13 protein-coding genes, 1 tRNA gene and 1 pseudogene are annotated in these 12,010 nt (G+C 73.2%); 8 read left to right on the top strand and 7 right to left on the bottom strand.

Annotated elements, in window-relative coordinates; translation table 11 throughout:
* Positions 1–483: 483 nt before the first annotated feature.
* Positions 484–1,629 (bottom strand): annotated as a pseudogene (locus BAW75_RS03350) (hypothetical protein); the annotation flags it as partial.
* 104 nt (positions 1,630–1,733) lie between these two features.
* Here BAW75_RS03350 and BAW75_RS03355 point away from each other — a divergent pair.
* Together BAW75_RS03355 and BAW75_RS03360 are read left to right on the top strand one after the other, a co-directional pair.
* Positions 1,734–2,399: a PASTA domain-containing protein gene (locus BAW75_RS03355; RefSeq protein WP_104112593.1), complete on the top strand. Its 666-nt coding sequence runs from the start codon at positions 1,734–1,736 to the stop codon at positions 2,397–2,399.
* A 98-nt stretch (positions 2,400–2,497) separates the two neighbouring features.
* Positions 2,498–3,343 (top strand): PASTA domain-containing protein, encoded by an 846-nt coding sequence (locus tag BAW75_RS03360; protein ID WP_104112594.1) that lies wholly within the window; start codon positions 2,498–2,500, stop codon positions 3,341–3,343.
* A 24-nt stretch (positions 3,344–3,367) separates the two neighbouring features.
* Here the strand turns inward: BAW75_RS03360 and BAW75_RS03365 are convergent, their stop codons facing one another.
* Both BAW75_RS03365 and BAW75_RS03370 read right to left on the bottom strand, forming a co-directional pair.
* Positions 3,368–3,820, bottom strand: a complete 453-nt coding sequence (locus BAW75_RS03365; RefSeq protein WP_104112595.1) for a hypothetical protein — start codon at positions 3,818–3,820, stop codon at positions 3,368–3,370.
* 97 nt (positions 3,821–3,917) lie between these two features.
* Positions 3,918–4,205, bottom strand: coding sequence for a hypothetical protein (locus tag BAW75_RS03370; RefSeq protein WP_030500482.1), 288 nt, complete (start codon positions 4,203–4,205; stop codon positions 3,918–3,920).
* Positions 4,206–4,815: 610 nt separating this feature from the next.
* Between BAW75_RS03370 and BAW75_RS03375 the strand changes: the two genes are divergently transcribed.
* The 3 genes from BAW75_RS03375 to BAW75_RS03385 all read left to right on the top strand — a co-directional run bounded on the left by BAW75_RS03375 (position 4,816) and on the right by BAW75_RS03385 (position 6,423).
* On the top strand, positions 4,816–5,697 hold the full coding sequence (locus tag BAW75_RS03375; RefSeq protein WP_043327628.1) for a helix-turn-helix domain-containing protein: 882 nt from the start codon (positions 4,816–4,818) through the stop codon (positions 5,695–5,697).
* Positions 5,667–5,888 carry a DUF397 domain-containing protein gene (locus tag BAW75_RS03380; protein ID WP_043327627.1) on the top strand — a complete coding sequence of 74 codons (222 nt, stop codon included), beginning with the start codon at positions 5,667–5,669 and terminating at the stop codon, positions 5,886–5,888. The genes BAW75_RS03375 and BAW75_RS03380 overlap by 31 nt, the downstream gene beginning before the upstream one ends.
* A gap of 136 nt (positions 5,889–6,024) precedes the next feature.
* A complete protein-coding gene (locus BAW75_RS03385; protein WP_043327626.1) occupies positions 6,025–6,423 on the top strand; it encodes a hypothetical protein in 399 nt (132 codons plus the stop codon).
* On the opposite strand, the gene BAW75_RS03390 is transcribed toward BAW75_RS03385, so the two are convergent.
* The 4 genes from BAW75_RS03390 to BAW75_RS03405 all read right to left on the bottom strand — a co-directional run bounded on the left by BAW75_RS03390 (position 6,391) and on the right by BAW75_RS03405 (position 9,156).
* The gene (locus BAW75_RS03390; RefSeq protein ID WP_104112596.1) at positions 6,391–6,993 is read right to left on the bottom strand and encodes a hypothetical protein; all 603 of its coding nucleotides are present in this window, start codon (positions 6,991–6,993) and stop codon (positions 6,391–6,393) included. The two genes, BAW75_RS03385 and BAW75_RS03390, sit on opposite strands and share 33 nt — an antisense overlap.
* Positions 6,994–7,086: 93 nt before the next feature.
* On the bottom strand, positions 7,087–7,893 hold the full coding sequence (locus BAW75_RS03395; protein WP_069088773.1) for a WecB/TagA/CpsF family glycosyltransferase: 807 nt from the start codon (positions 7,891–7,893) through the stop codon (positions 7,087–7,089).
* Entirely contained in the window at positions 7,890–8,999 is a 1,110-nt protein-coding gene (locus tag BAW75_RS03400; protein WP_051611303.1) for an NAD-dependent epimerase/dehydratase family protein, read from the bottom strand. Before BAW75_RS03400 ends, BAW75_RS03395 begins: the two co-directional genes overlap by 4 nt.
* A 71-nt stretch (positions 9,000–9,070) precedes the next feature.
* Positions 9,071–9,156, bottom strand: a tRNA-Leu gene (locus tag BAW75_RS03405).
* Between the two features lie 209 nt (positions 9,157–9,365).
* Here BAW75_RS03405 and BAW75_RS03410 point away from each other — a divergent pair.
* From BAW75_RS03410 to BAW75_RS03420, 3 genes are all read left to right on the top strand, one after another.
* Complete coding sequence (locus BAW75_RS03410) at positions 9,366–10,154, top strand: FhaA domain-containing protein (RefSeq protein WP_026267912.1); 789 nt, start codon at positions 9,366–9,368, stop codon at positions 10,152–10,154.
* 6 nt (positions 10,155–10,160) lie between these two features.
* Positions 10,161–10,646, top strand: a complete 486-nt coding sequence (locus BAW75_RS03415) for an FHA domain-containing protein FhaB/FipA (protein ID WP_030500489.1) — start codon at positions 10,161–10,163, stop codon at positions 10,644–10,646.
* Positions 10,643–12,010: PP2C family protein-serine/threonine phosphatase (locus BAW75_RS03420; protein ID WP_244206003.1), on the top strand; the 1,368-nt coding region annotated here is incomplete at its 3' end. The genes BAW75_RS03415 and BAW75_RS03420, both read left to right, overlap by 4 nt.

Genomic DNA, 12,010 nt, shown 5'->3' on the forward strand with positions numbered 1-12,010 from the left:
CCACAACTCCAAGATCGATGGGAGTGGGCGGGATTCGGGCGACCGCTGAGGAGCCTCGGGCTACTACGAGGGCTTGTCTGAACGTGACGAGGGACCGTCCTGGCTGGTCTGCGGGTGGTCCAGGGCTTCGGGCTGGCGCTGCGGCGGGACGGCCCGACCCCGACGGCCGGTAGCCGACCGGGTGGCACGGCCCTTCTCCGTTCCGGTCCGGCCGACGGCTACGCCAGGCTCGGCTGCGGCCGTCGCCTCACGTGTGCCGGCCGAGGTGTCCGGTGCCTTGTCCGTCCCGGCCGCCCAGTCCGCTGACCGGTCCGACGCCGACCGGTCCGCTGCTGACGGGCCCGACCGCTCCACCGCTGACGGGCGAGCCGCTGACGGGCGAGCCGCTGACGGGCCCGACGGATCGGACGCCGACGGGCCAGCCGCTGACGCTCCTGACCGACCTGACGCCGCCGAGCCGGCCGCCGCCGAGCCGGCCGCCGCCGAGCCGGCCGCCGACGGGCCAGCCGCTGACGGATCGGAGGCCGACGGGCCGGCCTTCTTCCGCGCCCCGAACAATCCGCCCGAGCGCTTGCGCGACCCACCCGACGGTCGCGCCCCCGAGTCGCCCGCCGCCGACGTGCCGGACGGGTCCGACACTGATCCGGCCGGCGCGGACGTCCCGTCGGGGTCGCTGGTCGCCGGGTCGGCCTCGCCGACGACCGGGTCCGGCTCGCCGGTGCGCTGGCGGGGGACGCTCACCCGCTCGGCGGCGCGACGCTCGGCGCGCTGGGCGAGCGCGGCCGTCAGCATCGAGCCGCCGACACCGGCGATCACCGCGTACGGGGCGATCAGGTGGGCCGACAACTGCTCGGCGGCGATCCCGGCGAGCCGCGGTACGGCGAGCAGGTACGCCAGTGCCACGAGCAGCGGTCCGGCCGCTCCGGAGGCGGCCGCGCCGACCCGTACCTCGGCGGCGCGGGCCGCGCGCCGGGCCGCCAGCACGCCGATCACGAGCGCGGAGAGCACCGACAGCAGCGCGCCGGGCCAGTAGAAGTAGTCGCGGATCCAGAACGCGCCTCGGTCCGCGCTGATCTGCCAGATGCCGAGTTGGGCGGTGGTCAGGCCACGGCCGGCGACCACCCCGTCGACCACCGACACGACGGCGAGCAGCCAGAGCCAGCCCGAGGTGGCGATGAGGTTGGTGGCGGCGGCGCGGGTGTGCAGCGCCCAGGTGGCGAGCAGCATCCCGAGAAGCAGTCCGGCTCCCGCGTACGCGGCGGCGACGGTCTGCGGCGCGGACACGTCCGGCACCTGGGCCGCCCGCGCCGGCACCGCCACCAGCAGTACGGTGACGAGCGCGCCGACAGCTGCGGCGAGCACCAGCGCGAACCGGGGCGGCCGGCCCTGCGACTCGTCGTCCCGGCCCCGCAGGCGCTGGGCGCAGACGGCGCCGGCGATGACCGAGGTCGCCGCGATCCAGGTCGCCCACGCGAGGCTCGCCACCCAGGCCGCCTCGATCCGTACCGCGCCGGTCGGCGCCCAGTTGATGATGCCCAACCCGTACCCGAAACCGAGCTGCGCGGCGCCCGCGCCGGCAGCGACGCCGAGCGCGGCGGCGGTCGATCCTCCCCAGCCCCGACTGACCATGCCGGGGAGCGTAACGTCCCGAGGTCGGCGCGGCGAGTCGTGGCGACACGCCGTGACCGTTTGGCAGCGGTGGATACGGTCGTCGATGAGCGGGGGCGGGGGACATGACGGACGAGCGGCAACCGGACGGCGACGGCACCGGCCCGCGACCGGCCCGGCTGTTCCTCGGGGGTGGCCTGGCAGTGGTTCTGCTGGCGGTGATCGGGGGCAGCGCCGGCTGGATCCTGGCCGGCGACCCGGACCGTCCGGCCGCCTCCGGCGAGGCCACGCCGGTTGTCACCGCCTCGACGTCCGCGCCGGCCACCACGCCTCCCGCGACCACGGCCCCGACCGGTACGCGGACGAGCACGCCCGCCGGGCTCACCGTGCCCGAGGTGGTCGGCGTCGACTTCGAGCAGGCCCGCCGGGAGTTGCGTGACCGCCGGCTCGGCTGGCGACTGGTCTTCGGCACCGGCGCCGGACGCTCGGTGGAGCGCGCCTCCCCGGCGCCGGGTACGCCGGTGAAGCGCGGCGTCACCGTCTCCCTGTTCGTGACCGGACCGGCTCCGGCGGTCAGCGTGCCCGACGTGGGTGCGCTGTCCTGCTCCGACGCCGCGGACGATCTGGTGGACGCCGGGCTCTATCCCCGCTACGGCACTGGTCGCCAGGGCCCGGTCACGGCACAGGAGCCGGTCGCGGGCAGCCCGGCGCGGTGGAACGACCAGGTGGTGCTGACCTGCGGCGACGCCCGGTCCGAGTCGCCGTCCGCCACCCCGTCGCCGACTGGCTGACCGGCGCGGGCGCGCTGATCCCGGCCGACCTGGCGGTGGCCCGTTACGGTGGACGATCGAGGGCCGTGCGCCCCGTCCCGGTGGGGAAAGGACGTGCCATGAGCGACGACCGTCAGGATCCTCCCGCCGGTGACGCGGACGAGACCCGCGCCGTGCCCCGGCATCCGGCCGGGGAGGACGCCGACGCCACCCGCGCGATGCCGCGCGACTCGGGCGGAGAGGACGTCGACGCGACCCGGGCCATGCCGCGCAATGCCGCCGGGAGCGACGAGACCCAAGCGATGCCGCCGGACGCGGGCGGTGACGCAACCCGTCCGCTGCCCGGCGGGCCGTCGCGGCGTCCGCTGGACGCCACCGCACCGCAGGAGCCGGTGGGCGCCTGGTCCGGCCGGGCCGGGGTGCCGCCGCCGCGACCGGCCGGCTATCCCGAGCCCGGGGGCGAGTGGTACGGCGACGAGCAGGCCGGACGCCGCTGGTGGATGCCGATCCTGCTGGGCATCCTGGCGCTGCTCCTGCTGGGGTTGATCGGGGCGGGGGTGTGGCTGGCGCTGCGTGCCGCCGACCGGGACTCGGATCCGGGCACGGTGCCGTCGGCGGTGCCGAGCACCTCGGCGCAGACCAGTGCCGCCCCGACGAGCGCCGCGCCGAGCAGTTCCCCGCCGAGCACGCCACCCACGACCGAGGCGGTCGAGGTGCCGATGCCACCGCTTGTGGGGCTGCCGGAGGCCGCCGCCCGGGCGGCGCTCGACCGGCTGGACGTGGACTACCGGGTGCAGCGGCGGGCGTCGGACCGGCCGGCCGGCACGGTGATCTCGACCGATCCGGAGGCCGGCTACCCGGTGGGCGAGGACGACCGGGTCACCATCGTGGTGGCCGTACCCGCGCCGCCGACCGCCGGCCCGAGCTCGCCGGGTTCCGCCCCGGCGACCACCACCACGCCCTGACGTCCACGACCGGTGTCGGAACGTTCACCACTGACGCCGGCGGGCGCCGACCAGCCCGAGGCCGGCGAGGGAGATGGCGAGCCCGAGCAGGCCGGAGTAGAACAGCGACCGGCTGAGGTCGTCGGTGGGGTCGGTGGGCCGCTCGGCGAGCGTGCCCTCGCCGCCTCCGGTGCCCGCGGGCGGCGCGTCGGCCTCCGGATCGTCCTCGTCCTGCGACGGGTCGGTGGGAGACCAGCCGTCGTCCTCGCCGGCCGCCGCCCGGGCGTCCTCGCCGGATGCGGCTCGGCCGTCCTCACCGGCCACGGTGATCTCCGGGGCCGGTACCGGCTCGGCGAGCTGCTGGGTGGCAGAGAAGGCGGGGTGCCGCACCACGAGCGCGAGCGCGGTGGCCACGACGAGGAAGGCGAACAGCCCGAGGGCATAGCCGACACGGGACCGGTGGTGCCGCCGCGCGGCGGGCAGATTGACCATGACCATCCCAGGTTCAGGGTCCGTGGCGCGCGGGTGGAACATGCCGGGGTGGGCGTACCGATTCTATGGCGTCGGCACGCCCTCCCGACCGGGAATCGTGAGGTCAGCCCACCCGGACCGGAGTCCGGACCACCGGGCGGCGGGCCGTCCGGACGGTGTGCTGCCGGGGAACCGGCGCAGCGTGGACCTGCTGCAACCCCTCTTCGAGTACGAAGATCGACCGCCGGTTGACCGCGTCCCCCGCCGCGTTCAACTCGTAGCCGTCGAGCCAGAGCCAACCGTCGTAGGTCGGCCAGTCGAGAATCCGGATCACCCGGAACATGATCGGTCGGAAGAACTGGACACTCGCCGCGCGCGTCACGTGCAGTACGTCACCGGAGCGGGGAAGCACATGGGCTCCTGGGGAGGGTCGGCCGGTCGTCGGGACCGGCGAGGCTGAACGAGGTCGGTGCGGTCCGGTGACGGGGGTCTGCCTCGTGGACCGGCGGTCGTTTGGCGGTGCTGGTCGGGCCGTACCCGCGGTGGCGGACCGCCACCCGACCATCACCCGGCTGCTCCCGGTTACCGCTCCCGCCGCCGCAGCCAAGCTGGCTTGCAGCGACGGGGTCTTCATTCCGGGGCAGGTCGCACGGCGCGGGACGGCTCCCCTCCGGCCGTCCCACGGACCGCGGTGTCACCACGCCCGGAGATCGTTCGAAGACGGTGAGTAACCCGTGCCATACGGACAGAGTGCTACAGCGACGTGCGACATGCAAGTTGCACGTCGTGTTTTGCGGATAGGTGAGGAGGACACGTGAACGGGAAACTTGAAGCGTCAGGTATCGGGGCGTCACACTGGACGCCGGTTTCGCCCGTCGCGGCCGGTCGACGACCGGCACCACCCCTGCCGCGAACGCTCGCCCGCCGCCCGCCGGTCGCGCCCGCGGTGGGTGCGGAATCGGGGCGCGACCGACCGGAGGTAGCCGGGTGACTGTGACGCAGTCGCGAGCCGAGGAGATGCCGTGACCGAACGGCGCAGCCCCACCATCCGGCGGCGCCGGCTGGGGGCGGAACTCCGCCGGCAGCGCGAGGCCGCGGGCATCACCATAGAAGCGGTGGCCGAGCAGTTGGAGTGCTCGGCGTCGAAGGTCTCCCGGATCGAGACCGGCCACACCACCGCCACGCCGCGCGACGTGCGCGACATGCTCCGTATCTACGGAGTCGTCGGCGCGGAGAGCGACGAGCTGGTGCAGATCGCCCGTGAGGCCCGGCAGAAGGGCTGGTGGCATCCGTACAGCACGGTGCTGGTCGGGGCGTACGTCGGCCTGGAGGCCGCGGCCAGCTCCATCCGGGCGTACGAGCAGCAGGTCGTGCCGGGGCTGCTGGAGACCGAGGAGTACGCCGGCGCGATGATCCGGGCGGCCCGGCCGGACTTCACCGCCGAACAAGTAGACCAACGGGTGCGTGTCCGATTGGGCCGTCAGTCGTTGTTGACGCAGGACGATCCGGTCGATCTGTGGGTGGTGCTCGATGAGGCGGTGCTGAGCAGGCCGGTTGGCGGCGACGCGGTGATGCGTGGTCAGCTCAAGCGGCTGGTGGAGGTGGCTGAACTGCCGAACGTGACAGTGCAGGTCCTGCCCTTCGAGGTGGGCGCGCACGCGGGCATGGACGGCACCTTCACGATCCTCAGCTTCCCCGAGCCGAGTGATCCCGATGTCGTGTACGCGGAGAACGCCACGGGTGGGCTCTTCCTGGAGAAGAGCGACGAACTGCAGAAGTACAGCTTCATCTTCGATCACATTCGAGCAGCGGCCATACGCCCGGAGGAATCCATCGCACATATCGCGAAACTGGCAGAGGAGCCACTGTGGAAATGGCGACCAAGGAGTTCCCCGTGGACCTGACGCAGGCGACGTGGTTCAAGAGCTCGAAGAGCGGGCCGAACTGCGACAACTGCGTGGAGGTCGCGTACGTGACCGGGGCGGTCGGGGTCCGGGACTCGAAGGACAAGACAGGCCCGGCCCTGATCTTCGCTCCGGACGACTGGCAGACCTTCGTCGCCCGCGCCCGGGGCGGCGCGTTCGGCCGGAGCTGACCGGCACCGCAGCGTGGTCCCGTCCGGCAGCGTTGCCGGGCGGGACCATTCGCGTCCGGACGCCGCACCCGTCGCCAGTTTCGATCCGCCTCGTTGAACCGCACGGATCGGCAACCGAACGAGGCAGGCGAGACGGATGACGACGATCGGTTCAGAGAACCTCACCAGCGGCCCGGGCAAGCCCGAGCGGTTCGGTGGCAAGTACCGCGGCGCCCGCCGGGACACCGTCCTCACCGAGGTGGTCTCCGGCGACGGCGAGGAGGCCCGCGAGGGTGGCGTGCCCGAGCAGGCCGCGACGCCGCTGTCCCTGCCGTCGCTGGACCCCAACCCGCTCACCGAGCCGTCGTTCCCGCCGAGCGGCTGGCCGATCGAGCAGCAGGAGTCCCTGGTGGACCATCCGCTGCTGCGCGGTCTGCTGATGGAACTGCCGCCGAAGGGCAGCGTCCCTCCGCCCGGCTGGCTGGACCGTTGGTTCGAGGCGACCCGCGCGATCCTGGAGCTGCTATACGTGCAGGGCGCGAGCCGGTCGCGCTGACACCGGCTCGGCCGCCGGCATGGCCCGCTCGGCGAGCCGGTTGTGCCGCAGCGCGTGGCGTACTCCGATCGCGCACACACCGAGCACCGCGACGGTGATCACCGGGCCGGCCACTCCGGGCGCGGCGAGCAGCGCGACGCCGAGCGCCGGCAGCACGGCCACCAGCACCGCGAGCGCCGTCGCCTGCAACGGCAGCGCGATCAGCGGGTGCGCCGCGGCCGCGCGCAGCCCGTGCGGGGCGGGCGTTCCCGGCGCCGCCGCGAACGCGCCCGCGCCGGACCGCAGCCGCCGGACCCGCCGTACCGTGCAGACCGCCACCACGGCCGCCGGCGCCGCCGCGACGCCGAGCGCGGCGGCGGCCCGGTCCACAGTGGTGTCGCCGGCGCTCTGCAGGCCCGCGGCGAGGACCGCCGCGGTGAGCGCGAGGCCGGTCAGCACCAGGGCGGACAGCCATCCGGTACGCCGGCGCAGCGCGCGGGCGCGGTCGAGCCCGGGCAGGCCCTCCGCGACCAGTCCGGCGGCGAGCCAGACGGCGGCGACGGGAAGCAGTACGGCGAGACGGTCATCCATGCCCCCCAGCCTTGCCCGTTTCGACGTTCGCCGAATCCGGGACGGCACCCCGGTTCGTCCCGTATCCGGGCCCGTAGGGGTCGTCGGGGCGGCTCAGACGTCGAAAGTGGCCGGTCGGGTGGTGGCCGGCGCCGGCGGGGTGGCCTTCCACAGCCCGGTCTTCTGGGCGGCGAGCCGGGCCAGGTAGGCCGGGTTGAGGATGACGTACCGGCGCCACAGGCGCTTGGGCTCCAGGCCGAGGCGCCAGAACCACTCCAGTCCGGCGCGCTGCATCCACGGTGGCGGGTTGCGCAGCAGACCGGCGTGGTAGTCGAACGCCGCGCCGACAGCCATCAGCGGCATGTCCAGCAGCGGGCGCATGGCGTACGCGAAGACCTCCTGGCGCGGGCAGCCCAGCCCGACCAGGACGAGGCGGGCGCCGCTGGCCCGGATCCGGTCGGCGATCTCGGCGTCCTCGCCCGGGGTGGCGGCGCGGAACTTGGACGGCTCGACCCCGGCGATCTTCAGCGCGGGGAACTTGCGCTCCAGCGCCGGGACCAGCCGGGACAGCGTCTCCTCGGTGGAGCCGTAGAGGTAGACCGGCAGCCCCTCCTCGGCGAACCGGGCGAGCACCCGCAGGGTCAGCTCCGGGCCGTAGACGCGGTCGGTGAGCCCGGCGCCGTGCAGCAGGTTGAGCGCCCAGCGCACCGGCTGACCGTCCGGGGTGACCACGTCGAACGAGTTGAGCCGGGCGTTGTGCGCCGGGTCGAGCACGCCGGTCATCACGCCGTGCACGGCGAGCGCGGTGAGCGCCAGCGGGCGGCGCTCGTGCGCGGCCGAGACCACGGCCTCGGTGGCCCGGGCGTAGTCGGTCGCGTCGACCCCGACGCCGAGGACGTTGCGCTTGGTCCCGGCGCTCATGCCTTCGGCACCCACTTGTCGACGTTGGCCTCGTAGATCTCGCGGAGGATCATCGGCACGTCGTACGTGATCTTCCAGGACGGGTAGTGCTCCTCGAAGCGGGCCATGCTGCTGACGTACCACTGGTGGTCGCCGGTGCGGGCCTGCTCGACGTAGTTGATCCGGGCCTCGCGGCCGGTGATCTCCTGGGCGATCCGGAACGCCTCGATGTGCGAGGTGTTCGAGTGCCGGCCGCCGCCGAGGTTGTAGACCTGGGCCGAGCGCGGCTCGCGGAAGAACGCCTCGAACGCGGTGAGCACGTCGTGCGAGTGGATCGCGTCCCGGACCATCTTCCCCTTGTAGCCGAAGAGGTTGTACGTCCGGCCCTCCATCACGCAGCGCATCAGGTACGCCAGGAAGCCGTGCAGCTCGGCGGCGGAGTGCGCCGGGCCGGTCAGTGTGCCGCCCCGGAAGCAGGCGGTCTTCATGTCGAAGTAACGGCCGTACTCCTGGACCATCACGTCCGAGGCGACCTTCGAGGCGCCGAAGATCGAGTGCAGCGACTCGTCGATCGACATGTCCTCGGTGATGCCGTCGTACCAGCGGTGGTCCTCGGGCAGCTCGTAGCGGGTCTCCAGCTCGATCAGCGGCAGCGAGTTGGGCCGGTCGCCGTACACCTTGTTGGTGGAGCAGTGGATGAACGGCGCGTCGATCGCGTGCCGCCGGGTGTACTCCAGCACGTTGAGCGTGCCGCCGGCGTTCACGTCGAAGTCGGTGAACGGCTCCTTGGCGGCCCAGTCGTGGCTCGGCTGGGCGGCGCTGTGGATCACCACGGCGATGTCCTTGCCGTACCGCTTGAAGACCTGCTCCAGGCCGTCCCGGTCGCGGATGTCCACGGCGTGGTGGGTGTACGCGGAGCCGAGGTCGGCGGCGAGCCGGTCCAGGCTCCAGGCGGTCGAGCCGTCCTCGCCGAAGAAGTACCGCCGCATGTCGTTGTCGATGCCGACCACGTCGAGACCCAGTCCGGCGAAGTGCCGGGCCGCCTCGGAGCCGATCAGACCGCCGGAACCGGTCACCAACGCGACAGTCACACGCCACTCCTGGTCCGTGGGAGGCAGGGAAACCATCGGAGCATAGCGTGACGTCCGAAACGCCCCGATACGAAGCAAGGGCCCCGCTGTCTGCGGAGCCCTTGTTCTGGTGGGGATGGGGGGAGTTGAACCCCCACGTCCTTTCGGACACACGGACCTGAACCGTGCGCGTCTGCCATTCCGCCACATCCCCGTGGCACGACCCGGAACACCATATCGCATCCCGCGCCCGCCATCTGCGACGGGTGCCGGGACATATTACGCTGTCCACTGGCCACGCCACGAACGATCACCGCTCGTGGCGGGCGAAACTTTAGCACGTCCGCGGGCCTGGTCACGAACGGGCCGACGGCAGCCGGCCGAGCGGCGTGTGAGCTGCGGAGGCGGTGTCCGGATACCATCATTGCCTCGGGACCCGAGGAGGAGCCGGTGAGCGTGCTGCAACGCTTCGAGAAGCGTCTGGAAGGCCTGGTCGAGGGGGCCTTCGCCAAGGTCTTCAAAGGGGTGGTCCACCCCGTGGAGATCCTCAACGCCATGCAGCGGGAGGCCGAGGCGCACAAGGCGATCCTGGCCGGTGGGCGCACCCTTGTGCCCAACCGCTACGTGATCGATCTCTCGCCCTACGACCACAGTCGGCTGGCGCCGTACGCTGCCGCGCTGGCCCAGGAGCTGGCGCAGTCGCAGGCCGAGTTCATCGGCGAGCAGGCGTGGACGGTCTACGGCGACGTGATCGTCGAGGTCGAGCGCGGTGAGGGCCTGGACACCGGCATGTTCCGGGTCACCGCCGAGGTCTACACCGGCGGGGACGTCGCCCCGGTCTCCGCGCCCGGTGGCTACGACGCCGGCCCGGCGTACCCGGCGTACGACCAGGGCGGCGGCTACGGCCCTCCGCCCGGTCACGGCGGTGGCCGCAACGTCCGCCTGGTCTCCGGCGACGGCCGCACCTACCCCCTCCAGATGGGCTCGACCGTGATCGGCCGCGGCGACCAGGCCAACCTGCGCCTGCCCGACGTCGGCATCTCGCGACGCCACGCCCGGCTGGACTTCGACGGCGGGCAGGTCGTGCTGACCGACCTGGGCTCCACGAACGGCACGATGGTCAACGGCCAGCGCGTCTCGGCGGTCGCCCTCAACCCCGGCGACATGATCCAGCTCGGCACCACGACGCTGACCTTCCGCGTGGACGGCTGATCCCCGTTGCCGGAGCTCGTCATCACCGTCGCCCGGTTCGGGTTCCTCATCCTGCTGTGGATCTTCGTGTTCACGGTCGTCGGTGTGATCCGCCGGGACCTGTTCGCGGGCGCCCGGTCGGGCCGCCTGGTGGCCGCGCCGCGGGGGATCGGCGCGTCGACCGGGCAGGCGGGGAAGCCGGCGAAGGCCAAGCGCGGCCGGGCCGCCCACCAGCTCGTGGTCACCGCCGGCCAGCTGGCCGGCACCCGGATCACGCTCGGCGAGGCCCAGATCACCATCGGCCGGGCGGAGGACTCGACGCTGGTGATCACCGACGACTACGCCTCGGCGCGACACGCCCGGCTGGTGCCCCGTGAGGGGCAGTGGTACGTCGAGGACCTCGGATCGACTAACGGCACCTATCTCGATCGCGCTAAGGTCACCGGACCAACCCCCGTCCCCCTCGGCGTGCCGATCCGGATCGGCCGCACTTCCCTCGAATTACGGCCATGACTCTGACCCTGCGCTACGCGGCCCACAGCGACCGCGGTCTGATCCGAGACGGCAATCAGGATTCCGTCTACGCCGGACCGCGGCTGCTCGCCGTGGCCGACGGCATGGGCGGCATGGCCGCCGGTGACGTCGCCAGCAACATCGTCATCGGTGCCATGGCGCCGCTCGACGAGGACGTCCCCGGTGACGCCCTGGTCGACGCGCTCCGCTCCGCCGTGGGCACCGCCAACCAGCAGCTCCGCGACACCGTGGACGCCAACCCGCAGCTGGAGGGGATGGGCACCACGCTCACCGCGACCCTCTTCTCCGGCAGCAAGCTCGGGATGGTCCACATCGGTGACTCGCGGGCCTATCTCCTGCGCAACGGTGAGTTCGCGCAGATCACCAAGGACGACACGTACGTCCAGATGCTCGTCGACGAGGGCCGGATCAGCGCGGAGGAGGCGAGCAGCCACCCCCAGCGCTCGCTGCTCACCCGGGCGCTCGACGGCCGCGACATCGACCCGGAGTACAGCGTCCGGCAGGTGCTGCCCGGCGACCGCTACCTGATCTGCTCCGACGGGCTCTCCGGCGTGGTCAGCGCGGACACCATCGCCGACACCATGCGGGAGTACCCCGACCCGCAGCGGTGCGTGGAACGCCTGGTGCAGCTCGCGCTGCGCGGCGGCGGCCCGGACAACATCACCGTGATCATCGCCGACGCCACCGACCAGGACATCGTCGAGGCGTCCCCGATCGTGGGCGGCGCCGCCGCCCGGGACCGCGGCATGGCGACCTCGGCCGACGACTCCACCCCGGCGGCCCGCGCCTCGGCGCTGTCCGCGCCCCGGCCACCCGTCCCCGAGGAGCCGGCGGACAACCGCGACGACGAGCCCGACGGCCGGCGCCGCCGACCGCTGCGCACCGTCGCGATGGTGCTGGCGCTCGCGGTCATCGTCGGCGGCGGCGTGTTCGGCGGCTGGACGTACACCCAGCGGCAGTACTACGTCGGCGCCACCGACGACGGCCAGCTCGCGGTCTTCCGCGGCGTGCCCGGCCAGGTCGCCGGGCTGGACCTGTCGAACGTGCACGAGCGCAGCGACGCCCGGCTCGACGACCTGACGCTGGCCGCCCAGGAGCGGGTGAAGCAGGGCATCCAGGCCCGCAACGAGCCGGACGCCGAGCGCCGGCTGGCGGAGCTGACCAGCGACGACCCGGGCAACCCGAACCTCAAACCGCTCTGCCCGCCCGACCCGACGCCCGGTGTGACCAGTCCGACGCCGGTGGCCACCACCGACCCGCTGCCGCCCGGCGGGGGCAGCGGGTCGGTGGTGGCCACCGGCGTCGGACTGGCCACACCGGGCGTCGGGTCGGGCGGGCCGAGC

It is taken from the genome of Micromonospora chalcea (assembly GCF_002926165.1).
Taxonomy (GTDB): domain Bacteria; phylum Actinomycetota; class Actinomycetes; order Mycobacteriales; family Micromonosporaceae; genus Micromonospora; species Micromonospora chalcea.

Coding starts and splice junctions, on each gene's coding strand:
- BAW75_RS03400 (WP_051611303.1), bottom strand. CDS start 8,999: ATGGTTTCCCTGCCTCCCACGGACCAGGAGTGGCGTGTGACTGTCGCG.
- BAW75_RS03395 (WP_069088773.1), bottom strand. CDS start 7,893: ATGAGCGCCGGGACCAAGCGCAACGTCCTCGGCGTCGGGGTCGACGCG.
- BAW75_RS03380 (WP_043327627.1), top strand. CDS start 5,667: ATGGCGACCAAGGAGTTCCCCGTGGACCTGACGCAGGCGACGTGGTTC.
- BAW75_RS03355 (WP_104112593.1), top strand. CDS start 1,734: ATGACGGACGAGCGGCAACCGGACGGCGACGGCACCGGCCCGCGACCG.
- BAW75_RS03360 (WP_104112594.1), top strand. CDS start 2,498: ATGAGCGACGACCGTCAGGATCCTCCCGCCGGTGACGCGGACGAGACC.
- BAW75_RS03385 (WP_043327626.1), top strand. CDS start 6,025: ATGACGACGATCGGTTCAGAGAACCTCACCAGCGGCCCGGGCAAGCCC.
- BAW75_RS03390 (WP_104112596.1), bottom strand. CDS start 6,993: ATGGATGACCGTCTCGCCGTACTGCTTCCCGTCGCCGCCGTCTGGCTC.
- BAW75_RS03365 (WP_104112595.1), bottom strand. CDS start 3,820: ATGGTCATGGTCAATCTGCCCGCCGCGCGGCGGCACCACCGGTCCCGT.